The following is a 24,598-nucleotide window of genomic DNA, read 5'->3' as shown; positions in this document are numbered from 1 at the left end:
TCTTCGTCAGGACGTCCAACTGGCGTCTTGCGTTGCGTGGATCGGCGCTGCCTCAAAACGTAACAAGCGCGGCGCTCCGAGACACGTAGCTCACGGCGAACACGATCAATGCACGCACGATGATGAGCAGGACGAAGAAGTTTCCCTGTGCAGCCTCCGTCAAGATCAGCCTGTCGAGCGTCAGATTGGACATGGCCTTGCGGAGCCGCCCGTTTTCTTTTTGAAGGCGCTTTAGGTCTTGCAATTGATCCGCGCCCATCCTGCCGCACCTTTTCTTCGAACGGAAGAACATCTCTTCAGTCACACCAATCTGCCGGACCGCATCCAGCTCCGACATTCCCTGACCCGGCAGAACCTCAACCAGTTGTAACTTCGTGACAATCTCTTCCGGCTGGGCTCGCTTGTTTGCCACGCGGTTTCTCTGTCTTCATAAACATAGCGGAGGACCAATTCAGTCCGGGAAAAGCAATCTTGGTGGGCATGAGACAGTCGAGTTCAAAATTGCGCTGGAGTAGAAAGCAGTTTTTGGAAAGCTGACATTGGCCTTCAAGAACGGAACGGCAATTTGCGTCCCGCAAACTGTGAGTTCGACCAGACCAAGCTTTGCTGTCGCGGCGAGTGTAAGTAATACGGGTTGCGACTGCAACAAGTCGGCACGTTGACGAGTGACCGCTATGAGCCGTTAGACGAACTTTGCAAAGTTCGCGTACTGCGCTTTGCAGCCATATTTTGCACCAGCCGCATCAGACAGTTTTGGTGAGAAGTCGACCCCAGTTGTGCAGTTTGGGGCGGGGTCAGCCCCGCCCTACTGTTCTACTCTGCCGCCCAGCCGGATACCGCTTTGACTTCGAGGAAATCCTCGATCCCCCAGATGCCGCCCTCACGCCCGTTGCCGGACTGCTTCATGCCGCCGAATGGCGAGCCTGCTGCGCGGCTGGTGCCGTTCATTTCGACCATGCCAGAGCGTAGCGCTTGGGCCATGCGATTGAGCCGCGCGTCATCCTGCGTCTGAACATAGTTGGTGAGGCCGTAGGGGGTGTCGTTGGCGATCTCGACCGCCTCCTCTTCGTTGTCGAAGGGGATGATGGACAGGACCGGGCCAAAGATTTCCTCGCGCGCGATGGTCATATCGTTGTTTACGTCGGCAAAGACCGTGGGGCGGACGTAGTAGCCTTTGTTGAACCCGTCGGGGCGGCCTGTGCCACCGGCGACCAGTTTGGCGCCTTCGTCGATGCCCTTCTGGATCAGGTCCTGGATTTTCGTCCACTGCACCTCGTTCACGACAGGGCCGATATGGCGGCCTTCGTCGCTGGCGGGACCGACGGTGACCTTGCCGGCGACAGCGGCTGCTTCTTCCACTGCGGCGTCGTATTTGCTGCGTTGAACCAGCATGCGGGAGGGGGCATTACAGGATTGGCCGGTGTTGTTCATCATGTGCAGGACGCCGCGCTTGACGGCCTTTTCATCGGCGTCGTCAAAGATGACGTTCGCCCCCTTGCCGCCCAGTTCGAGGTGCACGCGTTTGAGGGTATCGGCGGCATTTTTCGAGATCAGGCGGCCTGCGCGCGATGAGCCGGTGAAGCTGACCATGTCCACGTCCGGGTGGCCCGACAGAATGGTGCCCACGCCGGGGCCATCCCCGTTCACAAGATTGAAGACGCCGGGAGGGAAGCCCGCCTCGTCCATCATCTCTGCAAAGATCATGGCGTTGAGTGGAGATTCCTCGGATGGTTTCAGGACCATGGTGCATCCCGCAATGGTGGCAGCACCCACCTTGAGAGTGACCTGGTTCATGGGCCAGTTCCACGGGGTGATGAGGGCGGCGACACCGACCGGTTCGTAGATGATACGGTCATTCGGGGCACGGTCGCTGAGTGGGCGGTTGAACTCGAATGCCTTGGCGGCGCGGATGAAGTTTTTCAAGTGGTAGATGCCCGCTCCAACCTGCTGGCTGCGCGCCATGTCGAGTGGTGCGCCCATTTCGTTGGACATCGCCTGTGCCAGGTCCTCGCCGCGTGTCTGGTAGACATCGATCAGTTTTTCGACCAGCCCGATACGATCTTCGACCGGTGTTGCCATCCATGAAGGGAAAGCCGCCTTGGCCGCCGCAATGGCAGCTTCCGCGTCCTCGGCACCGCCAAGCGAGATGACTGCGGTTGCTTCCTCGGTCGACGGGTCAATCACATGGTGGTCGGTACCGTTTTTTGGGGCAACCCACTGGCCGCCGATATAGAAATCACGTTGTTCAAGCATTCGGTCTCTCCCTGACATTTGATTGGAATGTGGCACCTGCATGTGCCCGCCACAAGACGGGGGATGAAAAGGTGCTTGCGATGGCTTAGATTGCGTTTGGCACTACTATCCAGATGGAGGACACCATGGGTTTGCGCATTAACGACACCATCCCCGATTTGACGGTTGAAACAGACCACGGCACGATTTCGCTGCACGACTGGATTGGCGACAGCTGGGCCATACTGTTTTCGCATCCCAAGGATTTCACCCCTGTCTGCACGACCGAGTTCGGCGCGGTGGCCCAATTGGCTGACGAGTGGGCCAAGCGCGGCACCAAGGTGATTGGCGTGTCGGTCGATGGGATCGAGGACCACAAGAAGTGGAAAGGCGACATTGAGAGGGTTTCAGGCGCTGAGGCCGGTTTCCCTATCATTGCGGATGCGGGGCTTGAGGTTTCCAAAGCCTTTGACATGCTTCCTGCAGAAGCCTATCTGCCCGACGGGCGCACGCCTGCAGACAGTGCCACGGTGCGCTCGGTCTTTATCATTGGACCGGATAAGCAGCTGAAGCTGTCGATGACCTATCCGATGACAGTGGGCCGTAACTTTGCCGAGATCGTGCGCGCGCTGGACGGGTTGCAGATGTCGGCCAAGGGCGTGGCCACACCGGCCAACTGGGTGCCGGGTGAAGATGTGATCATTCCACCCACCGTGTCCAACGAGGATGCAAAGGCCAAGTTCGGCACGTTCGAGACCGTGCTGCCATATCTGCGCAAGACCAAAGCGCCGGACTAGGCGCGTATCGGCCCGGTACCGTTCAGGGACCGGGCCATCCAAAGTGATCAATCATTGCGGCGATCTGGCGGTCGTTTCCGCCTGTGTAGTTGACGGTGAGCAAGCCCCCGGTCGGGTCCTTGACCCATTCCAAGACACGCCGCCGTTCCCCCGTCATGGCCGCCCGTCCACCTGTCAGTCTGTGCATCCAGTAAAACCAAACATCGTCGGCCGTTGGACAGAGTTGCTGCGCCAGCTCCCAATTGGTTGCAACAGGTGACAGTGCGCCTGGTGCATAGAGGATCCCTCCTACACCGGTCGGGAAGATCAATCCGCTGGGGTCGCGCCCGCCAGGGGCATTCTGGTCCCATTTATCGTAAGTGTCCGGGAGCCCTTCTGGAGTGAGTGTTATGCGATGCCCGCGCCCGCAGACAACCTTGATGCCCAGGTCCATGTGCACGCCCAAAATCGATGCCAGCCAATCGGGACCGTAGTGTACGTCATCATCCGCTGTGACAATGGTCGCCTCGGGCATCTCGGTCATGAGCGGCAGTAGTTTTTTGTACGAGCGCAAATCGGGACAGGTTGCAATTTCTAGCCCGTCCTTTTCAAGCGCATGCACATTGTCCGGCAGCGCAGCAAGATCCTGTTCGGCAATCCAAAGGACAGTGCGGTCCGCCTTGACCGTTTGTTGCAGAAGACATCGCAGGGTCAACGGAAGTTCAGGGAAGCGCGGAGGATAGCTTGTGAGGGATACAACCAACGGCGTTTCAAGCCGGTGTGGTACACTGACTACCGCACGTGTTGTGATCTCTGTCCGACATTTGCGGATGCGCTTTCGATATTTGCGCGCGCGGTTCCATTCACGAATGAAGTTCATTGGTTTTCCCAAGCAGTCCTGAGCCAGCCGACGTCGCCAATCCGACGATACCATTTGCTTCCTTTGCCAGAGAGCGCGTCGTGCATCTTTGGTTCACCTGCGAAAACAACGATTTTGGCCTCGTCGGGTAGGCGGGGGTTGGTGAAGTAGCTGCGTATTCCTCTTGGTACGCAGTGGTTCTTGAAACTCACACACCATTCTGCGGGCCAATAGGACAGGTGGCCATGCCGTGCCAATTGTGCTGACTGGAACTGCTGGGAAATCTCATACTGTGCTGTTGCTGCTACTGGGTCGGCAAGGTACGCGTCGAGAATATAGCTGTGCGCACCAATTTGGTATCTGAAGACTGACGAGTTTCCGACCGAGGCGAGGAACCGGTCTCGATCTGGATTGATCCGCCTGAGCGGCTTGGAGCGGAACAGGGTATCGTCCTGGATGATGCGGAAAGGTTCGTTGTCTTCGAAGAACGGGTCCAGAGACCCAACCACGATCAGATCCAGATCAAGAAACAGCGCGGTTCCGGACAGGCCGAACAAGTCTTGTGCAAACAAGCCAAGTTTGCGCCAACGCGTATCCTCGTGCCCGCCCGGTAGGCGCATGTCAGGAAGCGGCAATGCCTCGACATCGCTGGAAAGCCCGGTCGTATCATCTGTGAAGCATATGAACCTGTGTGGGCGGGCCAAGTGCCTGCTAACGCCGCGGGCAAGTCTGTTGACATATTTCGGGCCATAAAGCGTGCCCCACTTCATGGTCAGGATAAGAACGGGATCGGTAGCCATTTGTGATACCTTGCGCGTCAGTTGCCGAAAATCTTGGTGTAGAGCGAAGAGTTACCACCAAAAGCCGCGGAAATGCGCCCAGTAACCAGGCCAAGACGCCGTGTGAGTTTGAGGATGCCCTTGCCCCCCGTGAAAGGAAGCGTGATGGCGAGTAAGGTTGCACTGATCAATTTCAGCAAGAGGCTGAAAGGCAGTCGCAGCCAGTAGAAGCGCTTGTTCACTTGATCCAGTCGGATGCGATTGATGGTGCGGCTGTGCGCCTCTCGCAATTGGGTTTTGAAGTTCAACCGATCCGCAGACATGGTTGCGTAGACGATGGCTTTGGGCGCCCAATCGAGATGCAACCCCATGTCACGAGCCGTATGAAAAAATCTGCTGTCGGATCCGCCCGTGAAGCGGAGCGTTTCGTCAAACCAGATGCCGTGTTCCGTGAACAGTTTGGTTTCGCCGAGCCAGTTGTTGGTGACAGGGCTTGCGCGCCCTTGCTCTGCAGCAGGGATCGCCCCCTCGGCGCGCTGCACGTAGTGATCGGTGAGTTCTTGGTGGAATATCCGCTCAAGCCGGGTCAAATCCTCTTGCGACGCGGGGATCAGGACAGGGCCGCCGATCAATGCGGCACCGGTCTTGCGATAGCGCGCCACAATTTCCACCAGCCATTCCCGATCAACGAATTCATCATCGTCCACGAAGGTCAGCAGGTTAGCACCCCATGCAATGGCTTCCTTGGCGGCCCGGTTGCGGCCAAAGGGAATGCCAAGTTCGGTGTCGAGGACATAAGTGACAGTTAGGCCGTTGGCGAGTTGGCTGGCTTGATCCACTACATACCGGCTGGCGTCCGTTTCATCGTTTTCCACGATAAGGCACTGAACTTCGCAGTTTTCGGGCAGCATCATTGCGCCGTACGAGTCCAGCAACGTCGCCAGCATGCGGGGCCGTTTACGGGTAAGCGCGGCGACCGTGATTTTGAGCGTAGATGTCATTGCGTTGGCCACGGTTTCTGATCGTGTTGTATAGCACCCGGCACGTGTGCGCCGGGTGCTTGGGCAGCATTACTCGGCAGCCGGCTCTTCTTTCTTAACTTCTTCGCCGGTTTCCTGGTCGACAACTTTCATCGACAGGCGGACTTTGCCGCGATCGTCAAAGCCCAAGAGCTTGACCTTGACCTCTTGGCCTTCCTTCAGGACGTCCGAAGGATGATTGAGGCGGCGGTTTTCTATCTGGGACACGTGCACCAGGCCGTCGCGCTTGCCGAAGAAGTTCACGAAGGCGCCGAAATCGACGATCTTCACGACGGTACCGGTATATATGGCGCCTTCCTCGGGTTCAGCCACGATCGAGTGGATCATGTCGTAGGCCTTCTTGATGGCTTCGCCGTTGGGCGAGGCGATCTTGATGATGCCGTCGTCGTTGATGTCGACCTTGGCGCCCGACACTTCGACGATTTCGCGGATTACCTTACCGCCCGAGCCGATGACTTCACGGATTTTGTCCGTTGGCACCTGCATGGTCTCGATGCGTGGTGCATGGACGGAGAATTCGGCAGCGCCTGTGATGGCTTTGCCCATTTCGCCCAAGATGTGCATCCGACCGTCTTTGGCTTGGGCGAGGGCTTTCTCCATGATCTCGGGCGTGATGCCTGCGATCTTGATGTCCATCTGCAGCGAGGTGATGCCGTTTTCGGTGCCTGCCACTTTGAAGTCCATGTCGCCGAGATGGTCTTCGTCACCCAGAATGTCGGACAGGATGGCGTAGCTGCCGTCCTCTTCTAGGATCAGGCCCATGGCCACACCGGCCACCGCGTTCTTCAGCGGAACGCCTGCATCCATCATCGACAGCGAGCCGCCGCAGACAGAAGCCATGGAGGACGAACCGTTGGATTCGGTGATTTCCGATACCAGGCGCACGGTATAGGGGAAGTCGGTCGAGGCAGGCAGCACGGCTTGCAATGCGCGCCATGCCAGTTTGCCGTGACCAATTTCGCGACGTCCAGGAGGGCCCACGCGACCCGCTTCACCGACCGAGTAGGGCGGGAAGTTGTAGTGCAGCAGGAAGTTCGATTTGAAGTTGCCGTGCAGGGCGTCGATGAACTGTTCATCATCGCCAGTACCCAGTGTCGTTACGACCAGGCCTTGCGTCTCACCACGGGTGAAAAGCGCCGAGCCGTGTGTCCGGGGCAGGAGGCCCGTCTGGCACACGATGTCGCGAATCTCGTCCGTCTTGCGACCGTCGATGCGGGTGCCGGTTTTGACAACGTCACCGCGCAGGATGGAGGCTTCGAGCTTTTTCAGGGCGGAACCGAGGTTCGCATCTTCTTGCTGCTCTTCGGTCAACGCTTCGATGATTGCGGTGCGGGCGGCGGCAACGGCGCTGGTGCGCTCTTGCTTGTCGCTGATCGCGAACGCTTCGCGCATCTGGGTTTCGCCAGCCGCTTTGACCGCTTCATAGAGGTCCGAATAATCGGGGGCCTGGAAGTCGAACGGCTCTTTCGCAGCGTCTTCGGCCAGCGCGATGATCAGGTCGATCACGGGCTGGATTTGCTCGTGTGCGAAGTTTACCGCGCCCAGCATCTCAGCTTCGCTGAGTTCGTAGGCTTCGGATTCCACCATCATCACGGCGTCTTTGGTGCCGGCCACAACCAGGTCAAGGCGCTGGTCGGGGTTCAGGCGCAGGTCCTGCATGTCGTCGAGGGTCGGGTTCAGGATGTATTCGCCATCCTCGTAACCGACACGGGCACCAGCGATGGGGCCCATGAACGGCGCGCCAGAGATGGTCAGGGCGGCGGAGGCGGCAATCATCGCCACAATGTCGGGGTCGTTGACCAGATCGTGCGACAGCACGGTGCACATCACCAGCACTTCGTGCTTGAAGCCGGACACGAACAGGGGCCGGATCGGACGGTCGATCAGGCGAGCGGTCAGTGTTTCCTTCTCGGTGGGTCGGGCCTCACGCTTGAAGAAACCGCCGGGGATCTTGCCCGCGGCGTAGTATTTTTCCTGGTAGTGGACGGTCAGGGGAAAGAAGTCCTGACCCGGTTTGGGGGATTTGGCAAACGTCACGTTTGCCATGACGCTGGTTTCGCCCAGCGTGGCAATGACGGAGCCATCTGCCTGACGGGCAACCTTGCCGGTTTCCAGTGTGAGCGTCTCTTCGCCCCACTGCATCGATTTTTTCGTCTCGTTAAACATCAAGTGTTTCCTAAGTTGGCCGGATGGCCATTTGCGTAGGGGGCGTATTCCCCCTGACCCCGGTATCTTCTTTTGTCGGGCGCTGAGGTCCGGGCGCCAGGCTTTCAGATTTTGCGCGCATACAGCACTTTTGCGGGAAATGAAAGCGTGTGCTCTGCGGCGCATCCGCGCTTAGTGCCACGGTTTGCGTGGTGGTTTGGCAAAGGCGATGGGTGCGTCGGGAAAGAGGTCTTCGGTATGGCTGTCGGGGGTCGCTGCGCCCCATTTCTGCATCCAGCGTGTGGGTGGTGCTAGAGTGCCGCCGGAGGTCCATTCGAAGTAACCAAGTGCGCCGACGGCGGGGATCGGTTCGCAGGGTTCCGGGTCCTTTAGGGTGAGCCCGGCCGCCCCACCGAACCACTTGTTGTCCGATTCCGTGATGATGCCTGTCACCTCGACCGAGCCGATGATCGCCCCCCTTGGCAAGTCGAGCGGGTGGGGGCATTGCACTCCGTGTTTTCCCAGGCGCCAGTAAAGGTATCGGAACTCTTCTTCCTTCAGGCCAGCGGCAGCGTGGAGTGCGATGCGTCCCGGTGCCATGCGACCCGCCCGGATTGAACCGAGGGTCCGGTTTTCAATGGGTTTATGGCCTGCGATAATGGCCCAGGCAGAGGGTTGGCGGACGGAAAGGGCGATGCGGGGCAGGTCGTGCATGCCTTGCTACTTAGTGCACGGATCGCGCCAGCCAAAGAGATCCGAGGCCAGACGCCAGAATGACGACCAGCCCGACAAGTGTCAGAATGTCCGGCCAATCATTGAACAGGATTAGGCCCACTGCGGTGGCCGAAATGAGCTGGGTGTAGATCAATGGGGCAACGATGCTGGCGGGCGTGGATCGGCTGACCCAGACAAGCAGGAAGTTACCTGCCGCTGATCCGGCGGCACTGCCCATGTTCAAGAGGATGGCGTTTGGTGTGAGCGTCGGTACGGTTGCTGCAAGTCCAAGCGGCGTTAGCAAAACTGCCCCGATGCTGAGTTGCGAAAACAGAAGAAGGCGCGGGCGAACCGTCCCGGAAAGCCAGCGGGTGGCAACCAGAAAGCATCCATAGAAGAGCCCGGCGAGCAGTGCGAAACCGATGCCTGTGGTCAGACCAAAGCCCGGTTTGACCACCAGCATGACGCCGCCAAATCCCAAGGCTAGAAGAAGGGCGCGAGCGGTGTTGATGCGCTCACCCAGCAATAGCGCTGAGAGGACAAAAGCGACGACGGGGCCGATGAAAAATGCGCCGAACACGTCCGGCAATGGCGTCGTGCTGAGCGCTGTCAGTATCGAACAGATGCCCGCCGCAATAAGAGCGGCGCGCAAAATGACCCGGCGGTCGAGCAGAACGGGCAGGCTGTCGCGGGACAGGCCACAAAATGGGGCAAGCGCGATGGCGGCACATGCAAAACGTGTCCATGCCACGAAGAATGGATCGAAGCCTGATGCCGTCAATGCCTTTCCCGCGGCATCACCGAGGACGATGCAGGTTGTGGCGACGAAGACCTGAGCGGCAATGATCAGCAAGACGACCCCGAAAACACAAATCGCACCCCGTGGGGTGCGATTGATCGTGTCGCCATCTTGCGCAAGTTAGCGGCGCAGGCCCAGGCGTTTGATGAGGTCGGTGTACCGTGCCTCTTCCTTGCCTTTGAGGTAGTCGAGCAGCTTGCGACGCTGCGCAACCATTTTCAGAAGGCCGCGGCGGCCGTGGTTGTCTTTCTTGTGCGTTTTGAAGTGCTCGGTCAGCGTGGCGATGCGCGAGCTGAGGATGGCAACCTGAACTTCGGGCGAACCGGTATCGCCTTCCTTGGTGCCATATTCTTTCATCACGCGTGCTTTTTCTTCAGCAGTGATCGACATCGGGATCTCCTTTTCAGGCTAGAGTGAGACGCCGCCGGCCGGGATGTCGTCCAGCACGGGGCCAATGCCACGGCAGATTACCGGGATGAGGGCGTATAAAAGAGATTCGCAGGGTTGGCAACTTGGATTGCCTGATTGATAAACCGTGTTGTGGTACCAAAATTACGGCATAGCGATTAAGCTGGCGCCATCCCCGCGCTTTGCGCCATGCTGAGTGGCATCAAAGCAATGTTGTCGATTGAAATATCTGCGCCGTTTGCCACGTGCGCAACAGCAACGCCATTCATCATGACCTGTGTGACGCTTGGATCTTCGGGGTCGAGTTGCAGGGAAACTTGGGGATCATCTTCGTTGTCATCATAGACCAACAGGATGCTATCGTCCTCGGCATCGAAATCCACGATCGTTGTTGCACTTTCTGCAGAAATCCAGCCACCTGCAATGATGGTATCGCTTCCCTCGCCGGCCGTGACCACGTCATCTTCACCGGCGATTATGATGTCATCACCCCCGCCTCCGTTCAGAAAATCGCTGTGGTCTGTACCATCCGTGTCAGCGTCATCTTCAACGCCATTCAGGACGTCATCGCCCCAGCCGCCAAACAAGGTATCCTGACCTATACCTCCGCTGAGGGTATCATCGCCCAGTCCTCCGTGGACCGCATCGTTTCCGTCGCCGCCTGACAGATCATCCGCACCCATGGCGCCGTGCATTTCGTCGTCACCTGCGCCGCCGTCGAGCGTGTCATCTTCGTTGTGGCCAAAGATTTCGTCCGCACCGTCGCTGCCGTGAATTACATCCGACCCGTCGTCACCGTGCAGCGTGTCGTTGCCCAGCCCGCCGTCAAGGGTATCATCACCTTCTTCGCCGTGCAGAGTGTCGTCGCCATCAGTGCCTGACAGATCGTCGTTGCCTTCGGTCCCCAATGTCAGCGTGTCGTCACCGAAGTCGTCGCTGGCAGTCACGGTATTCTCATCGTCACCCGATCGAGCCATGTCACTGACACTGTTCGACACGTCGTCTGCTGTTTCGTCGTCTTGCTCGACTGGCATCATGTCGATCACGCCAACAGCGCTTACCCCCAACAGTCCCATCAATCCAGCAAGCCACAACATACGCGAATTCCAAACAAAGGGCACAATTGCCCAAGTTGCATTTATCTCAAACAGCGGTTTGAAACAAAGGCTATCCGAGAAAATGGTTAACGCGAGGTAACTTGCGGCCCATTATTCCAGGGTTCCGGCTGCTGCGCATAGGGCAGATATAGCGGGTGTTTGGGGTGCCCGCCCTTCGACAGACCTAGATGGTAAAGTGGACGATCGACACCTTTCAGCAGTGTCGCCACTTGCGCCCCGCGGTCCAGATGTGCGCCGTGTGTGCCCCAAGCTGCGATCACGTCGTGTGCCCAGATTGCCCGGTCCAGAATGCTTTTGTCGTTGGCGGCTCCGACCGGGTCTGCGGACGCGCGCATGGCCTTTGGATCGGTATCGCGCCACGCAAAGATATTTGTGACAGCAAAGCCGCCGTAACCCAGTGTCCGTGCGCGTCGCTCGCAGCGTTCCACGGTTGGGTCGTTCTGTACTTCGGTGGCCGTCGACGGGTTGAGCATAACGAAGTTCACCCGCCGTCCGCTATCATCCCATATGCGTGTCAGGCTATAGCGATACCGCTCGCAATCGGAATAGACGGCGGTCGACGGCGCATCGCCCTTGGTGTGGGTTCGAACGATCATGGGGCGGTTCTGCCAGTCGCAGGCCGCCCCATCAATCTGTTTATTCAGATGCCGTTACTCGACGGGCACAGCCACTGGCTCGCGACGCAGGTCCAGCACGGCGCCCTTGGCTTCCATGATGCTAGCAGCGACCACGGCGTAGACGATGTGGCCCCACAGTGCGACCCAGGTGATGCCAGTGAAGCCCAGGAACGGTTTGTTGCCCGTCACGAGGTGCGCCATGACATAGAGGGCAAAGACCCATAGAGCGACACCGTACGCAACTGCCGTGATCGACCAGTGCAAACGCGGCATGACAGCCAGCTGGATGGGGCGGGCTATGGCGAAATAGCCGACGGCATAGAAGATCAGCCCGGTCAGCGCGTGCAGCAAGTGTGCGGCTCCCGACGGGTTTGCGCCGAAGATGGCTTTGAGCGATGCGCCCGCCAGTCCGACGGGAGCCAGTTTGGCGTAGCCCAAAAGTGGGCTGAGTACCTGGCCGAATGCGTCGAATGCGATGGTGGCGAATGCGCCAGCTGTCAGGACGGTGCCGACGGTGCGGAGTGTAACTTGGGTCATGTCAGTCTCCCATGAAAGGACGTGTGGACGTTGCGATGGGTTGAATGTGGACTGAATGGTTCCAATTTTGTAGTTACCTCACGCAGGGCTTACCGGCGCGCGGTGAATTGTAACAATTTAATTGTGTATCCTTGGGCAAGGTATAATTGCGCCGGCCACTTGGGGGGCGAATGTTACAGGTTGAAGACCCGTGCAGGGTGTAGTTCCCCAGCCTTGTACCGGCCCACGGCAACTGGCTCACCCTCAAAGGATGCCCAGCACTCCTCGCCGTATTCAACATCTGTGGCCAGCACCATGCCGGGATTGCCATTGCGCAGCCGTGATGCCCCCTCGGCCGTCGCGCGCACCTCTGGCAATTCCGTCAATCCGTCTGCGGTTGGGCGCAGGTGATCATCGAGCGTGGGAGTTTGCGCCATCTCTTCGATCTGGTTGAGTGTCAGACCATCCTCGGCCCGAAATGGCCCGGACCAGATGCGTCGCAACTTGCGCACATGGCCATGGCATCCCAGAGCCTCACCCAGATCACGGGCGATGGACCGCACGTAGCCGCCCTTGCCGCACACCATTTCCAACTCGACATGATCGGGATCGGGGCGGTTGGTCAGCACCAATTCCTCAACCCATAGCGGGCGGGCCCCGATCTCGACATGCTCTCCATCACGGGCCAGCTTGTAGGCCCGCTGGCCATCGATTTTGACGGCAGAAAATTTGGGCGGGACTTGCATGATATCACCAACGAATGGACCAAGCGCATTCTTGATGTCTTCGTCCGATGGACGCGTATCGGATTTTGCAATGACCTCGCCCTCGGCATCGTCGGTGTTGGTGGCTTGTCCCAGACGAACGGTGAAGCTGTATGCCTTGAGCGCATCGGTGATGTAGGGGACCGTCTTGGTGGCTTCGCCTAGTGCCACTGCCAGAACGCCTGTGGCTTCGGGATCAAGGGTGCCGGCGTGTCCAGCCTTCTTCGCCTGCAGCGCCCACCGCACCTTGTTCACGACAGCGGTCGAGGTCAGCCCCGCAGGCTTGTCCACCACCAACCAACCGGAAATGTCGCGCCCTTTGCGTGAACGGCCCATGTCACCCTCGTTTTTGCGTGAGGGCTGCCGCCTATCGCAGTGCCGTGGCCCTTGTCAATTGCCGGTCTCGACCGTGCCGATGATGGGGCCAAGGGCAAAGCCAAAGTCGTCCCGGTTCAGGTCGGGTGCATAGAGGCGCGAGATGTTGCCGTCGAAGAACAGGGCATTCGGCAGCCCAAGGTGATCGCGGAACATGCTGCCGAAGTCATGGAAGGTCACGCTGTTGTTCGAGATGGCAAAGACTGCTTTGGATCCGTCCTTGGTCGTGCCCACACCGTTGCGGATAAAGCGTGAGGTACTGTCGGGCAGAAAGCGCGGGTGAAGTGCGCCATCGATGACCAGCATCGGCCCGGATTGCGTGGCAAAGGCACAGTCCGGGGATTGGTCGACATAGTCTAGTGTTTCGAACACATCGGCGCGCCCTGATCGCAGGCAAAGGATGCCGTTCGGCAGCAATCCGAAATTACCGGGACCGGGGTTGGCGATCACGCGCATGATCTCTTTCCCGTTCTCGACATAATGTCCCACCGGCGCGCGATCATCATGGTACATGCCTGCGTTCATGCCAAAGCTGAGTTTTTCGCCATCCGATTTCAGGGCGCTATCCACCGCACTGAACTGGCCATAGGGTGCGCCCTCTTTGTTGTACAAGAACAACCGCAGCTGTTCCTTGGCAGGATCGACGGTGCAGATGGTATAGCTGTTGCCTTGATACTGGACGTCTTCGCATGTCACGGCCCATGCGGGTAGGGCCCAGGACAGCAGCACAAGCGCGGCTGCCCTCAGCATCATGCGTCGGTATCCCGCCGCACCGCATCCTGGTTCAGCATGCGCCGCGTGTCATCCATCCGGTCAAATGTCTCGTCCAGTTGGAACCGGAGGTCGGGCGCGAATTTAAGGGCCAGTTTCTTGGACACTGCGCGCCGCAGCTCGCCCTTGTTACGGGCCAGCAGCTTGAGCACGTCCTCTTGTCCTTCACCGCCAAGCGGCAGGACATAGGCCGTCGCGATCTTGAGATCGGGGGAGGTGCGCACTTCGCCCACGGTGATGGACATGCGGTTCAGGTCGGGGTCATGTACGTCACCGCGCGCCAGCACCTCGGACAGGGTGCGGCGGATCAGTTCGCCTACGCGCAGTTGCCGTTGCGAGGGGCCAGGGCCATCATGAAACTTGTTCTTTGCCATTTGCTCCATCTAAGACAGGTGCTGGGCTTTGCCAAGCGCAGCGGGGCAAGCTAGTGAAGCGGGAAACCGTCAAAAGGGGTGAACATAATGTCAGAATTGCCGGGTATCGTGATTGCAGGCGCATCGGGACGCATGGGCCAGATGCTGATCCAGTCGGTGCTGGAGAGTGACAAGATGCGTCTTGTTGGCGCGCTGGAACGTCCCGGTCATGAGTGGATCGGGCGTGATGTAGGCGAGGCCATGGGCAGTCAGGCCCTGGGTGTCATGGTCTATGATGACCCGCTTGAACCTATGGCCAAGGCGCAGGCCGTGATCGACTTTACCGCACCCGAGGCGACGATTGCCCTGTCCAGGATTGCCTCGCAGGCGCGGGCGGCGCATATCATCGGTACCACGGGCATGAGTGAGGACCAGATTGCGCGGTTGGAACCAGCGGCGCGGCATTCGCCGATTGTGCGTGCAGGGAACATGAGCTTGGGCGTGAATCTCTTGGTGCAGCTGACGAAACAAGTGGCGGCAGCCCTGGACGAAGACTTTGATATCGAGGTGATCGAAGGACATCACCACCACAAGGTCGATGCGCCCTCCGGTACGGCGTTAATGTTGGGTGAGGCCGCCGCTGAGGGGCGCGGCGTTGATCTGGCGCAAGTGCGCGATGCGGCGCGTGATGGGATCACCGGTGCGCGCAAGCGGGGCGACATTGGGTTTTCCGTCATTCGCGGCGGTGATATCGTTGGCGAACACGAGGTCCTCTTTGCCGGTGCAGGGGAACGCATTGTGCTGAAACATATGGCGACTGACCGGGCATTGTTTGCCAAGGGTGCGCTACGGGCAGCCCTGTGGGCGCAGGACAAGGCACCGGGGCAGTATGACATGCTGGATGTACTTGGAATGCGCGGATAAACGCCGCCGGGGAGCCGTATTTTCACCGCCTGAGTGAACCAATTCACACGATCATGCGTAAACGTTGGCAAAGGACGCCATCGCGTGAAGGTGCTTGTGATATGCATATGATGATGCTTGTGGCTGCAGCCGCGTTTGTTGCCGGGCCTGCTCTGGCCGATCTGGTCAAGGTCGATAATCAGCAGAGCTTTGTGCAACTTGTGAACGGCAAGACGCTGACGCGACCGTTTGTGAAGCTGAACGTAAAGCCCGATGGTCAGATCGAGGGGCGCGGCGCGCGCTGGGATGTCGAGGGCACATGGTCCTGGCGTGATGGTTACTTCTGCCGCGACCTGTTTTGGGGTGGTGACGCCCTAGGCTACAATTGTCAGGAGGTGCAGGCCAGCAGTGACGGTCGGATCAAGTTCACGTCCGACCGCGGCGCGGGCGATAGCGCGATGTTCCGTCTGCGCTGAGTGTGATCAGAAGTCGATCGCCAACCCCTTTTTCTCCCAATCCCCATACCGGACAGGTTCCGGTCCGTCTCGCCCCCCAAGTTCGGTGGGCAATTCCAACGCTTGCGCTGCTTTGCGCCGTTCCTTGGCTTCGGACAGCGCACGCTGAGCGGCGGGCGGCAGATCGGTGTCCATGGGCTGTGGCATCTCCGGGGGTGAGGTTGGTGCCGGTGGTGTCTGGGGCGGTAGGTCCGGTTGCGGAGCTTCCTGGGGCGCAGGCGTCGGTGACGGATCTGGCGTTGTCGGAATGCCCGGTGGTTCGTCGGGGCGATTTGGGTCGTCTGACATGGTGGGTTCCTCTTGGGCCATGCCCTTGATATACGCCCGACCTTCTGCCCGGCAAGCGGGTGCGACAGCAATGATCGGGAACAGACATGAGCGACAAACCGGCAAAGGATGGCGGCCTGCCTGCACGTCGTAGCGCGATTTACCTGCTGGATCAGATCATAGGCGAGGGCAAGTTGCTGCCCGAGCTGATCGGGGCAGGCGTTTTGGATCGCCTTGACCCGGCCGACCGCGCCCGAGCGCAACGGCTTGCGACGGAAACCCTGCGCGGGATGGAACGTGCCGACCGCATTCTGCAAAAGCATCTGCAAAAATATCCGCCGCTGACTGTCCGTAACGCCCTGCGCGTCGGCACGATCGAACTGTGCGCGGGTGAGGCAGCGCATGGTGTCGTCAATTCGATGGTTAACATCGTGTCGCGTCACAAGCGCTATGGGCATCTCAAGGGTCTGGTGAATGCGGTGCTGCGCAAGGCGGCGGACAAGGGGCCAGAACAATGGTCGACCCTGCGCACGCCGCGTCTGCCCAAATGGTTGCGTGGTCCATTGGTCGATGCTTGGGGCGGTGAGGTCGTCTTGGCGATGGAGGCCGTGCATTTCACAGGCGCACCGCTGGATCTGACCGTTCAGCGCAATGCCGAGGATGTGGCAAAGGCTATTGGCGGTACGGTGCTGCCCACAGGGTCAGTGCGATTGACGGATGCGGGCCAAGTTTCTGCTTTGCCCGGGTTCACGGACGGCGAGTGGTGGGTGCAGGATGCAGCTGCCGCGATCCCGGCCCGTGTGTTGGATGTGCAAAAGGGTGAAACGGTGTTGGATCTGTGTGCGGCCCCTGGTGGCAAGACATTACAGCTGGCTGCAACTGGGGCAGATGTAACAGCCGTCGACATTTCCGAGGGCCGGATGGAACGAGTGAAACAGAATCTCGTTCGTACCAAGCTCTCAGCACAGACACTGGTAGCCGATGCTTTCGAGGTTACTGGGGAATTCGATGCCATTCTGCTGGATGCGCCATGTTCAGCCACCGGGACAATTCGCCGCCATCCCGATCTTCCCTTTGCCAAGGATGGATCGGAGTTTGGCGCTTTGATCGAGTTGCAAGCGCGTATGCTGGATCACGCCACTACCCTGCTCAAGCCAGGCGGTCGCATGGTGTTTTGCACCTGCTCCCTGCTGCCTGACGAAGGCGAAGTTCAGGTGGAAGAGGCGCTGGGCCGTCATTCTTCCCTGACCGTTGATCGCGCCGCACTTGATCGACCTGGCATTGACCCGGAGTGGGTCACGGAAGAGGGTGGTTTGCGCCTGCGCCCGGACCATTGGGCGGATCGTGGCGGCATGGATGGCTTCTATGCGGTGTGCTTGCGCAAAACAGGCTGACATCGCGTGACTCACGCGTGGACACCCGCTAAGGTGATGTCCAAAACGCCGTAGACGCGTAGAGGCAGAGAGCATGTCCACCCTAAGCGGGCTTACCGCACGAAAAGCACGGTTCCTGAACCGTTGGCACGCCCGTCGTGCAACACAAGCGAAGGCCGCTACGGCTTTTGTGTCGTCGCCTGAACCGCGTACCATTGGCAGCTTTGCCAAGGGGCGACAGTTGGTTGCCGGGAATTACCTGTTTGCGGGTGCGTTGATCGAGGCGAAGGGCACCGTGATCTGGAGGATCGATGCCCCGGACCGCGCTTATCTGGACGAAATCCACGGCTTTGCATGGTTAGACGACCTCGCCGCTGTCGGGGATACGTCCACCCGTGAACTGGGTCAGGCGTGGCTGTGGGGGTGGATTGAACATTATGGACGCGGGCGGGGTCCCGGCTGGACCCCTGATCTGACCGGTCGCCGTCTGATCCGCTGGATCAACCACGCCATTTTTTTACTGCGCGGGCACGATGTTCCTGCCACCGACGCGTTCTATCTGAGCCTTGCACAGCAAACCCGCTTTTTGTCAAAGCGCTGGCATGCGGCTGCGCCTGGTTTGCCCCGGTTCGAAGCGCTCACCGGGTTGATCTACGCAGGTCTCGCGTTGGAGGGGATGGAGGATCTAACCCCTCCCGCCGTCGCGGCACTGGCGAAGGAATGTACAGATCAGATCGATGAACAAGGCGGCCTGCCGACGCGCAATCCAGAAGAGTTGCTCGAGGTGTTTACTCTGCTGACGTGGGCCGTCGCCGCGTTGGAAGATGCCGCAAAACCTGTGCCGGAAACCTATTCAGCTGCTATCGACCGGATTGCGCCGACACTACGCACATTGCGCCATTCTGATGGTGGATTGGCCCGATTCCACGGCGGCGGGCGCGGACAGGAAGGGTGGTTGGATCACGCACTGGCTGCATCCGGTGTGAAGACGCGGCAGCCAGATGGATTGTCGATGGGATATGCCCGGCTCAGCTCGGGGCGCACCAGTGTGATCATTGATGCCTCGGCCCCGCCTAAGCCCGAAGCCGGGTACAATGCCCATGCCTCGACCCTTGCATTCGAAGTGACATCTGGTCGGCGCCCGCTGATCGTGAATTGTGGGTCGGGCGCGAGTTTCGGTGCCGATTGGCGTCGCGCCGGGCGCGCCACACCGTCGCATTCGGCGCTGTCGCTGGATGGGTATTCCAGCGCGCGTCTGGGGGATGCCGAACGGGCCACGGCCCGAGAAACACTGATCGATGCGCCCACCCATGTGCCCATTGAAATCACCCACGCCCCCGATGGATTGCGTTTTCAGGGTGGGCATGACGGCTATGTCCGGACCCATGGTTTGACCCACGCAAGACAGCTTGAACTGACCTTTGACGGTCGGGGCATGGCGGGCGAAGACATGTTGCTGGCCATGGAAGACGTTGAAAAACGGTTGTTCGACAAGGTGATGGACGCCAAGAAGCTGTCAGGTATCCCCTTTGATATCCGCTTCCATCTGCACCCGGAAGTGCACGCCGAACTGGATATGGGCGGGTCCGCCGTTTCCATGGCTCTGAAGAGTGGAGAGATCTGGGTCTTCCGTCATGATGGCACCCGGGACCTGTCGCTGGAACCCAGCGTGTATCTGGAAAAGGGACGGCTCAAGCCTCGTGCCACACAGCAGATCGTGCTGTCAGGGCGTGCGATGACTTTTGCCACCCGTGTGCGCTGGTCCTTGTCCAAAGCGCAGGAAACTGCCATGGGCATCCGCGACTTGAACCGGGATGAACCCGGTGAGTTTTATGACTAAAGGATTGCTGCCAACATGACCGACCTGACCCCCGTCCGCCGCGCTTTGCTCTCTGTGTCCGACAAGACCGGGCTGGTCGACTTTGCCGCGGCCTTGGCTGGTCATGGGGTTGAGTTGTTGAGCACGGGGGGCACAGCGCGCGCGCTACGCGATGCTGGGTTGACGGTCAAGTACGTCAGCGAGGTTACCGGGTTTCCCGAGATGATGGATGGGCGGGTCAAGACCCTGCACCCGGTGGTGCATGGTGGACTATTGGCCCTACGCAACAATGATGATCATGTTGCCGCGATGACTGAGCATGAGATCGGTGCCATCGATCTCGTGGTCGTGAACCTGTACCCGTTCGAGGAAACCGTCGCCAAGGGTGCGGACTATGCCACCGTCATCGAAAACATCGACATCGGCGGCCCAGCCATGATCCGGTCAGCAGCCAAGAACCATGGCTTTGTAAATGTTGTTGTGGATGTCGAAGACTACGACGCAGTACTGGCTGAATTGTCCGCAAACGATGGTCAAACCACATATGGTCTGCGCCAGAAGCTGGCTCAGACTGCCTACGCACGAACCGCAGCTTATGACACCGCCGTCAGTACTTGGATGGCCGAGCAAGTCGACGGCACGCCGCGTCGCCGCACCGTTGGCGGCCAGCTTGCGCAAACGTTGCGCTATGGCGAGAACCCGCATCAGGCGGCGGCGTTCTACACGGATGGGTCTGCCCGCCCCGGCGTCGCTACGGCTAAGCAGCACCAGGGCAAAGAACTGTCCTACAACAATATCAACGACACCGATGCCGCATTTGAATTGGTCAGCGAGTTTGCCGGCCAAGGCCCGGCCTGTGCCATCATCAAGCACGCCAACCCCTGCGGTGTTGCAACCGGAGCGACACTGAAAGACGCGTACACACGCGCCTTCGACTGTGATCGCACCTCGGCATTTGGCGGCATCATTGCGCTGAACCAAGAATTGGATGCGGAGACGGCCCAGGAAATCACAAATATCCTAACCGAGGTGGTGATTGCACCCGGCGCCAACGCCGAAGCACGCGAGGTCTTTGCGGCCAAAAAGAACCTGCGCTTGCTCACCACGGACGGTCTGGCCGATGCCTTTGCCGCGTCTCTGGCGGTCAAGCAGGTGTCAGGCGGTTTTCTTATTCAGGATAAGGATGTTGGGTGGATCACGCGTGATGATCTTACAGTCATGACCAAGCGGGCGCCGACCGAGCGGGAGGTGACTGACATGTTGTTCGCCTGGACGGTCGCCAAGCACGTGAAATCCAACGCGATAATCTACGTCAAGGATGGCGCGACTGTCGGCGTGGGCGCAGGTCAGATGAGCCGTGTGGACAGCACCCGCATTGCCGCGCGCAAAGCGCAGGACATGGCAGAGGTGATGGGCTTGCCAAAGCCGCTGACCCAAGGGTCGGTTGTCGCATCGGACGCATTCTTCCCATTCGCGGATGGTTTGATCACCGCGGCCGAGGCCGGAGCCACCGCTCTGATCCAACCGGGTGGATCCATGCGTGATGACGAGGTAATTGCCGCCGCAGACGAGGCCGGGCTTGCAATGGTCTTTACGGGCATGCGGCATTTCCGGCATTGAGGGCTGAATGAAACTGCTTTGGATCTCTGCGGCGATTGCCTTTCTGCTCGACCAAGCGTCGAAATACTGGGTGATCCACGTGCTGGGCGTGTCGCAATTCAAGCCCATTGATGTGCTGCCGCCGCTATTGAATTTCCGGTATGGTGAAAACCGGGGGATCAACTTTGGCCTGTTTGGGGATGACACCAGCGTTTGGGCTCTGATTGCTGTTGCGATCGTGATCTGTGTGGGCGTTTTGTGGTGGGTGTGGAAGCATCCGCAAGGGTGGTTGGCTTATGCCAGTGCGGGTTTGCTGATCGGTGGAGCCTTGGCAAACGTGCTGGATCGAGTGCTTTATGGTTTCGTTCTGGATTTCCTGAACATGTCGTGCTGTGGCATCGACAACCCGTTCGTGTTCAACGTGGCGGACATCTTTATATTTGCGGGCGCGATCGGCCTTGTTTTCTTCGGCAGTGAAGGCGCGGCCCGGAAAAAGGGCGCGTGACAAGGTGGACGAAGCTGCGATAAAGCTCGCTGACAAAGGGAGAGTTCCGATGCGACTGATCGCATGTGCCATGATAGCTGTGACCTTGCTTGCAGCATGCGAGAACAAGGGCTTGCGCCAGATCACGTCGCGTGGCGACGGACCGGACGAGTTCATCGTTGTACCCTCCAAGCCCTTGGAAGAACCCGAAAGCTTCTCGGCCTTGCCGCAACCAACACCCGGTGGGTTCAACCGGACGGATCAGCGCCCATTGGAAGACAGCGCTGCAGCGCTGGGTGGACAAAGGTCCTCGCCCAATGCTCCGATTCCTGGCTCGGATGGGGCGCTGGTCAATCACGCCAGCCGCTTTGGTCGCGACGCCAATATCCGCGCGACACTTGCGGCCGCAGATGCGGAGTTTCGCAAGCGTCAATCGCGTCTGACCCAGATCCGCATCGTGCGCGAAGACATTTACAATCAGGCTTATCGCAGACAGGCGCTGGACCCGGTTCAAACCGCGCGGACCTTTCAGCGGGCTGGTGTTCCAACACCTATGGCGCCGCCCCGAACAGTCCGGCGCGGCCGACGCTAAGCGTCCCTTCGCTCACAAACCTGCCAGTAGTGCTTGATCCGCGGCTGAGTGGCCGTATGTGTTGATCAATGTAAACTGCCCGAGGTTGTCCACGACATGTTCCGATTGCGCGCCGCCATTGCCGGTCTTGCCCTGATTGCTTCGCCTCTTGTCGTGCAAGCGGCACAGGACGGGGTCACAGCTTTTACTCTCGATAACGGGATGCAGGTGGTGGTGGTCGAAGACCATCGCGCACCAGTGTTGCAGCACATGGTTTGGTACAAGGCGGGGTCCGCAGATGAACCTGTCGGGTCGTCCGGTGTCGCACACTTTCTTGAACATCTGTTGTTCAAGGCGACAGACACGCTTGCCGATGGCGAGCTGTCCGCAACCGTGGCGGCCAATGGCGGGACTGACAACGCGTTCACCAGTTACGATTACACTGCGTACTTCCAACGGGTGGCGGCAGACCGGTTGGAGCTGATGATGCGGATGGAAGCCGACCGTATGCGCAACATCAACTTCACCCCGCAGAACGTGGCGACCGAACGTGATGTGATTCTGGAAGAGCGCAATCAGAGAACCGACAGCAATCCGCGCGCGCTATATTCAGAGCAGATAAATGCCGCGCAATATCTCAACCACCGATACGGCGTGCCGATCATTGGCTGGCGGCACGAGATGGAAGCATTGGATATGGACGACGCGCTGGGCTTCTACGACACGTACTACTATCCCAACAACGCGATCCTTGTGGTGTCTGGCGATGTAACACCGGAAGAGGTGCGTGAACTGGCCGACAAGTATTATGGCGTGATCCCCGCCAACCCTGACCTGCCCAAACGCGTTAGGTCTCAGGAACCTCCGCAAACGACCGAGCGCCGCCTGATCTACCGCGATGCTCGTGTTGCGCAGGAATATGTGAGCCGCTCTTACCTTGCCCCAGAACGCGATCCCGGAGATCAAACGGCGGCTGCCGCCCTGACGTTGCTGGCCGAAGTATTGGGGGGCGGACAGACAAGCTACATGACAGAGAAGCTGCAATTCGAGCAGCAAAAGGCAGTGTTTTCGGGTGCGTTCTATCGTGGGACGTCGCTTGACGACACGACCTTTGATGTGGTGATCGTGCCTGTGCCGGGTCTTACGCTTGAGGAGGCCGAGGCCGCTATGGACGAAACACTTGCCCAGTTCATTGAGGATGGTGTGGACAGTGAGCTGCTGGAACGCATCAAGTACCAGTTGCGTGCCAGTCAGATTTACGAGCGCGACAATGTCGACGGCATCGCCCGCAGGTACGGGGCGGCCCTGTCTGTTGGCCTGACGGTCGAGGATGTACAGGCATGGCCCGACATCCTGCAGGCCGTGACCGAAGAAGACATCATGGAGGCTGCCCGGTTGGTTCTGAACCGTAATGCATCTGTAACGGGTTGGCTGACTCGCCCGCTGTCCGAGGAGGTGACCCAATGATCCGCTTGTTTGCAACTCTGACTATCGCTCTGTTTGCCTGTCTTCCGGCCCGGGCCGAGGTCGAGATTACCGAGGTGGTCAGCCCCGGCGGCATCACTGCATGGCTGGTGCAGGAACCGTCGATCCCGTTCATGGCGCTTGAGCTGCGGTTTCGCGGCGGCGCATCGCTGGAAGTGCCAGAGAAGCGCGGTGCCATCAACCTGATGACGGGTCTTCTGGAAGAAGGGGCTGCCGATCTGGATGCCCGTGCCTTTGCCCGCGAGCTGGAGGCGCTGGCTGCGTCGTTTGACTATGACGTAAGCGACGATTCCGTATCCGTATCGGCCCGCTTTCTGACTGAAAATCGTGACGACGCGGTTGGGTTACTGCGCAAGTCGATCGTTGAACCCACATTTGGACAAGATGCGCTGGACCGTGTTAGAGGCCAGGTGCTGACCGGCCTGCGATCTGATACCAAAGACCCCAACGAGATTGCCCGCGCTGCATTTGACAAGATGGCTTATGGTGATCACCCTTACGGTTCGAATTATCGCGGTACGATCGACAGTGTGACCACCCTGACCCGCGATGACATGATCACAGCCCACAGCGCGGTGTTTGCCAAGGATAGGCTTTATGTCGGCGCTGTGGGAGATATCACGCCCGAAGAATTGGGGCCGATGCTGGACGAATTACTCGGCGCGCTACCGGATGAGGGTGCACCGCAGCCCGGTCCTGCCGATATCCTGATCGAAGGCGGGACAACCGTTGTGCCCTTTGATACACCGCAATCCGTTGCCATCTTCGGACAGGCTGGCATCGAACAGGACGATCCCGACTTTTTTGCCGCCCGCGTTTTGAACCAAGTGATTGGAGCTGGTGGCTTCGAGAGCCGCCTGATGACCGAGGTGCGTGAGAAGCGCGGACTGACCTATGGCGTCTATTCCTTCCTCGTGCCGCAGGATCACGCCGCGACGTACCAGGGACAGGTCGCATCCGCCAATGACCGTATTGCCGAGGCTGTGTCTGTTATCCGAGATGAGTGGGCGCGTGCCGCGGTTGAGGGGGTGACGGAGGAAGAGCTGGATGCCGCCAAGCTCTATGTGACGGGCGCCTATCCTTTACGATTTGACGGTAATGGACCTATCGCGCAGATCATGGTCGGCATGCAGATGCTTGGCCTTCCCATCGACTATATCGCGACCCGCAACGACAAGGTCGAGGCAGTGACTTTGAAGGATGTGAAGCGTGTGGCGGGCGAGTTGCTCGACCCCGATAGCCTGCATTTCGTCGTGGTGGGGCAGCCGGAAGGCCTGGAAACGACTGTCGCCAATTGAGCGCTTGCGCACGCGCGA

At 59.2% G+C, this 24,598-nt stretch carries 25 protein-coding genes and 1 pseudogene; 10 read left to right on the top strand and 16 right to left on the bottom strand.

Features of this window, described 5'->3' with window-relative positions; translation table 11 throughout:
- Both Q1A75_RS18305 and Q1A75_RS18300 read right to left on the bottom strand, forming a co-directional pair.
- Positions 1 to 412 (bottom strand): annotated as a pseudogene (locus Q1A75_RS18305) (IS3 family transposase); the annotation flags it as partial.
- Positions 413 to 813: 401 nt separating this feature from the next.
- Positions 814 to 2,253, bottom strand: a complete 1,440-nt coding sequence (locus tag Q1A75_RS18300) for an aldehyde dehydrogenase family protein (RefSeq protein WP_299550636.1) — start codon at positions 2,251 to 2,253, stop codon at positions 814 to 816.
- A 125-nt stretch (positions 2,254 to 2,378) separates the two neighbouring features.
- On the opposite strand from Q1A75_RS18300, the gene Q1A75_RS18295 reads away from it, so the two are divergent.
- On the top strand, positions 2,379 to 3,029 hold the full coding sequence (locus tag Q1A75_RS18295; protein ID WP_299550638.1) for a peroxiredoxin: 651 nt from the start codon (positions 2,379 to 2,381) through the stop codon (positions 3,027 to 3,029).
- A 22-nt stretch (positions 3,030 to 3,051) separates the two neighbouring features.
- Here Q1A75_RS18295 and Q1A75_RS18290 read toward each other — a convergent pair whose 3' ends face one another.
- The 13 genes from Q1A75_RS18290 to rbfA form a co-directional block, all read right to left on the bottom strand.
- Positions 3,052 to 3,888, bottom strand: a complete 837-nt coding sequence (locus Q1A75_RS18290) for a glycosyltransferase family 2 protein (RefSeq protein ID WP_299550640.1) — start codon at positions 3,886 to 3,888, stop codon at positions 3,052 to 3,054.
- Positions 3,885 to 4,667, bottom strand: coding sequence for a hypothetical protein (locus tag Q1A75_RS18285; protein ID WP_299550642.1), 783 nt, complete (start codon positions 4,665 to 4,667; stop codon positions 3,885 to 3,887). The genes Q1A75_RS18290 and Q1A75_RS18285 overlap by 4 nt, the downstream gene beginning before the upstream one ends.
- A gap of 17 nt (positions 4,668 to 4,684) precedes the next feature.
- Positions 4,685 to 5,647 (bottom strand): glycosyltransferase family 2 protein, encoded by a 963-nt coding sequence (locus Q1A75_RS18280; protein ID WP_299550644.1) that lies wholly within the window; start codon positions 5,645 to 5,647, stop codon positions 4,685 to 4,687.
- A gap of 69 nt (positions 5,648 to 5,716) precedes the next feature.
- A complete protein-coding gene (pnp, locus tag Q1A75_RS18275; RefSeq protein ID WP_299550646.1) occupies positions 5,717 to 7,852 on the bottom strand; it encodes a polyribonucleotide nucleotidyltransferase in 2,136 nt (711 codons plus the stop codon).
- Between the two features lie 171 nt (positions 7,853 to 8,023).
- Positions 8,024 to 8,545, bottom strand: a complete 522-nt coding sequence (locus Q1A75_RS18270; RefSeq protein ID WP_299550648.1) for a hypothetical protein — start codon at positions 8,543 to 8,545, stop codon at positions 8,024 to 8,026.
- A 10-nt stretch (positions 8,546 to 8,555) separates the two neighbouring features.
- Positions 8,556 to 9,398: a DMT family transporter gene (locus Q1A75_RS18265; protein WP_299550650.1), complete on the bottom strand. Its 843-nt coding sequence runs from the start codon at positions 9,396 to 9,398 to the stop codon at positions 8,556 to 8,558.
- Positions 9,399 to 9,464: 66 nt separating this feature from the next.
- Positions 9,465 to 9,734, bottom strand: coding sequence for a 30S ribosomal protein S15 (gene rpsO / locus Q1A75_RS18260; RefSeq protein ID WP_299202688.1), 270 nt, complete (start codon positions 9,732 to 9,734; stop codon positions 9,465 to 9,467).
- Between the two features lie 176 nt (positions 9,735 to 9,910).
- Positions 9,911 to 10,849, bottom strand: coding sequence for a calcium-binding protein (locus Q1A75_RS18255; protein ID WP_299550653.1), 939 nt, complete (start codon positions 10,847 to 10,849; stop codon positions 9,911 to 9,913).
- 86 nt (positions 10,850 to 10,935) lie between these two features.
- A complete protein-coding gene (locus Q1A75_RS18250) occupies positions 10,936 to 11,466 on the bottom strand; it encodes a DUF1643 domain-containing protein (protein WP_299550654.1) in 531 nt (176 codons plus the stop codon).
- A 54-nt stretch (positions 11,467 to 11,520) separates the two neighbouring features.
- Positions 11,521 to 12,024, bottom strand: coding sequence for a hypothetical protein (locus Q1A75_RS18245; protein WP_299550656.1), 504 nt, complete (start codon positions 12,022 to 12,024; stop codon positions 11,521 to 11,523).
- A gap of 173 nt (positions 12,025 to 12,197) precedes the next feature.
- Complete coding sequence (gene truB / locus Q1A75_RS18240) at positions 12,198 to 13,103, bottom strand: tRNA pseudouridine(55) synthase TruB (RefSeq protein ID WP_299550658.1); 906 nt, start codon at positions 13,101 to 13,103, stop codon at positions 12,198 to 12,200.
- A 54-nt stretch (positions 13,104 to 13,157) separates the two neighbouring features.
- Complete coding sequence (locus Q1A75_RS18235; RefSeq protein WP_299550714.1) at positions 13,158 to 13,892, bottom strand: phosphodiester glycosidase family protein; 735 nt, start codon at positions 13,890 to 13,892, stop codon at positions 13,158 to 13,160.
- The gene (rbfA, locus tag Q1A75_RS18230) at positions 13,892 to 14,287 is read right to left on the bottom strand and encodes a 30S ribosome-binding factor RbfA (RefSeq protein WP_299550660.1); all 396 of its coding nucleotides are present in this window, start codon (positions 14,285 to 14,287) and stop codon (positions 13,892 to 13,894) included. Before rbfA ends, Q1A75_RS18235 begins: the two co-directional genes overlap by 1 nt.
- 87 nt (positions 14,288 to 14,374) lie before the next feature.
- Between rbfA and dapB the strand changes: the two genes are divergently transcribed.
- Positions 14,375 to 15,190: a 4-hydroxy-tetrahydrodipicolinate reductase gene (gene dapB / locus Q1A75_RS18225; RefSeq protein WP_299550662.1), complete on the top strand. Its 816-nt coding sequence runs from the start codon at positions 14,375 to 14,377 to the stop codon at positions 15,188 to 15,190.
- Between the two features lie 107 nt (positions 15,191 to 15,297).
- Positions 15,298 to 15,645, top strand: a complete 348-nt coding sequence (locus tag Q1A75_RS18220; RefSeq protein WP_299550716.1) for a dihydrodipicolinate reductase — start codon at positions 15,298 to 15,300, stop codon at positions 15,643 to 15,645.
- Positions 15,646 to 15,651: 6 nt separating this feature from the next.
- Here Q1A75_RS18220 and Q1A75_RS18215 read toward each other — a convergent pair whose 3' ends face one another.
- Entirely contained in the window at positions 15,652 to 15,972 is a 321-nt protein-coding gene (locus Q1A75_RS18215) for a DUF1674 domain-containing protein (protein ID WP_299550664.1), read from the bottom strand.
- An 86-nt stretch (positions 15,973 to 16,058) separates the two neighbouring features.
- Here Q1A75_RS18215 and Q1A75_RS18210 point away from each other — a divergent pair, with 86 nt between their 5' ends.
- The 7 genes from Q1A75_RS18210 to Q1A75_RS18180 all read left to right on the top strand — a co-directional run bounded on the left by Q1A75_RS18210 (position 16,059) and on the right by Q1A75_RS18180 (position 24,580).
- Positions 16,059 to 17,345: a transcription antitermination factor NusB gene (locus tag Q1A75_RS18210; RefSeq protein WP_299550666.1), complete on the top strand. Its 1,287-nt coding sequence runs from the start codon at positions 16,059 to 16,061 to the stop codon at positions 17,343 to 17,345.
- A 73-nt stretch (positions 17,346 to 17,418) separates the two neighbouring features.
- Entirely contained in the window at positions 17,419 to 19,164 is a 1,746-nt protein-coding gene (locus Q1A75_RS18205; RefSeq protein WP_299550668.1) for a heparinase II/III family protein, read from the top strand.
- 15 nt (positions 19,165 to 19,179) lie between these two features.
- Entirely contained in the window at positions 19,180 to 20,763 is a 1,584-nt protein-coding gene (purH, locus tag Q1A75_RS18200) for a bifunctional phosphoribosylaminoimidazolecarboxamide formyltransferase/IMP cyclohydrolase (protein ID WP_299550670.1), read from the top strand.
- A gap of 7 nt (positions 20,764 to 20,770) precedes the next feature.
- The gene (gene lspA / locus Q1A75_RS18195; RefSeq protein WP_299550672.1) at positions 20,771 to 21,247 is read left to right on the top strand and encodes a signal peptidase II; all 477 of its coding nucleotides are present in this window, start codon (positions 20,771 to 20,773) and stop codon (positions 21,245 to 21,247) included.
- Positions 21,248 to 21,296: 49 nt separating this feature from the next.
- Positions 21,297 to 21,818 (top strand): DUF3035 domain-containing protein, encoded by a 522-nt coding sequence (locus Q1A75_RS18190; RefSeq protein WP_299550674.1) that lies wholly within the window; start codon positions 21,297 to 21,299, stop codon positions 21,816 to 21,818.
- Between the two features lie 96 nt (positions 21,819 to 21,914).
- On the top strand, positions 21,915 to 23,264 hold the full coding sequence (locus tag Q1A75_RS18185; RefSeq protein WP_299550676.1) for a pitrilysin family protein: 1,350 nt from the start codon (positions 21,915 to 21,917) through the stop codon (positions 23,262 to 23,264).
- Positions 23,261 to 24,580: a pitrilysin family protein gene (locus Q1A75_RS18180; protein ID WP_299550678.1), complete on the top strand. Its 1,320-nt coding sequence runs from the start codon at positions 23,261 to 23,263 to the stop codon at positions 24,578 to 24,580. Before Q1A75_RS18185 ends, Q1A75_RS18180 begins: the two co-directional genes overlap by 4 nt.
- Positions 24,581 to 24,598 lie beyond the last annotated feature (18 nt).

Source organism: uncultured Tateyamaria sp. (assembly GCF_947504105.1).
Taxonomy (GTDB): Bacteria; Pseudomonadota; Alphaproteobacteria; order Rhodobacterales; family Rhodobacteraceae; genus Tateyamaria.
Note: the sequence above shows the minus strand (reverse complement) of the source record. Positions and strands in the feature narration are given on the sequence as shown.

What these genes read in the sequence shown, in the direction of transcription:
- Q1A75_RS18300 (WP_299550636.1), bottom strand. Translation starts at nt 2,253, where the DNA reads ATGCTTGAACAACGTGATTTCTATATCGGCGGCCAGTGGGTTGCCCCA.
- Q1A75_RS18295 (WP_299550638.1), top strand. Translation starts at nt 2,379, where the DNA reads ATGGGTTTGCGCATTAACGACACCATCCCCGATTTGACGGTTGAAACA.
- Q1A75_RS18290 (WP_299550640.1), bottom strand. Translation starts at nt 3,888, where the DNA reads ATGAACTTCATTCGTGAATGGAACCGCGCGCGCAAATATCGAAAGCGC.
- Q1A75_RS18285 (WP_299550642.1), bottom strand. Translation starts at nt 4,667, where the DNA reads ATGGCTACCGATCCCGTTCTTATCCTGACCATGAAGTGGGGCACGCTT.
- Q1A75_RS18280 (WP_299550644.1), bottom strand. Translation starts at nt 5,647, where the DNA reads ATGACATCTACGCTCAAAATCACGGTCGCCGCGCTTACCCGTAAACGG.
- pnp (WP_299550646.1), bottom strand. Translation starts at nt 7,852, where the DNA reads ATGTTTAACGAGACGAAAAAATCGATGCAGTGGGGCGAAGAGACGCTC.
- Q1A75_RS18270 (WP_299550648.1), bottom strand. Translation starts at nt 8,545, where the DNA reads ATGCACGACCTGCCCCGCATCGCCCTTTCCGTCCGCCAACCCTCTGCC.
- rpsO (WP_299202688.1), bottom strand. Translation starts at nt 9,734, where the DNA reads ATGTCGATCACTGCTGAAGAAAAAGCACGCGTGATGAAAGAATATGGC.
- Q1A75_RS18255 (WP_299550653.1), bottom strand. Translation starts at nt 10,849, where the DNA reads ATGTTGTGGCTTGCTGGATTGATGGGACTGTTGGGGGTAAGCGCTGTT.
- Q1A75_RS18250 (WP_299550654.1), bottom strand. Translation starts at nt 11,466, where the DNA reads ATGATCGTTCGAACCCACACCAAGGGCGATGCGCCGTCGACCGCCGTC.
- Q1A75_RS18245 (WP_299550656.1), bottom strand. Translation starts at nt 12,024, where the DNA reads ATGACCCAAGTTACACTCCGCACCGTCGGCACCGTCCTGACAGCTGGC.
- truB (WP_299550658.1), bottom strand. Translation starts at nt 13,103, where the DNA reads ATGGGCCGTTCACGCAAAGGGCGCGACATTTCCGGTTGGTTGGTGGTG.
- Q1A75_RS18235 (WP_299550714.1), bottom strand. Translation starts at nt 13,892, where the DNA reads ATGCTGAGGGCAGCCGCGCTTGTGCTGCTGTCCTGGGCCCTACCCGCA.
- rbfA (WP_299550660.1), bottom strand. Translation starts at nt 14,287, where the DNA reads ATGGCAAAGAACAAGTTTCATGATGGCCCTGGCCCCTCGCAACGGCAA.
- dapB (WP_299550662.1), top strand. Translation starts at nt 14,375, where the DNA reads ATGTCAGAATTGCCGGGTATCGTGATTGCAGGCGCATCGGGACGCATG.
- Q1A75_RS18220 (WP_299550716.1), top strand. Translation starts at nt 15,298, where the DNA reads ATGATGATGCTTGTGGCTGCAGCCGCGTTTGTTGCCGGGCCTGCTCTG.
- Q1A75_RS18215 (WP_299550664.1), bottom strand. Translation starts at nt 15,972, where the DNA reads ATGTCAGACGACCCAAATCGCCCCGACGAACCACCGGGCATTCCGACA.
- Q1A75_RS18210 (WP_299550666.1), top strand. Translation starts at nt 16,059, where the DNA reads ATGAGCGACAAACCGGCAAAGGATGGCGGCCTGCCTGCACGTCGTAGC.
- Q1A75_RS18205 (WP_299550668.1), top strand. Translation starts at nt 17,419, where the DNA reads ATGTCCACCCTAAGCGGGCTTACCGCACGAAAAGCACGGTTCCTGAAC.
- purH (WP_299550670.1), top strand. Translation starts at nt 19,180, where the DNA reads ATGACCGACCTGACCCCCGTCCGCCGCGCTTTGCTCTCTGTGTCCGAC.
- lspA (WP_299550672.1), top strand. Translation starts at nt 20,771, where the DNA reads ATGAAACTGCTTTGGATCTCTGCGGCGATTGCCTTTCTGCTCGACCAA.
- Q1A75_RS18190 (WP_299550674.1), top strand. Translation starts at nt 21,297, where the DNA reads ATGCGACTGATCGCATGTGCCATGATAGCTGTGACCTTGCTTGCAGCA.
- Q1A75_RS18185 (WP_299550676.1), top strand. Translation starts at nt 21,915, where the DNA reads ATGTTCCGATTGCGCGCCGCCATTGCCGGTCTTGCCCTGATTGCTTCG.
- Q1A75_RS18180 (WP_299550678.1), top strand. Translation starts at nt 23,261, where the DNA reads ATGATCCGCTTGTTTGCAACTCTGACTATCGCTCTGTTTGCCTGTCTT.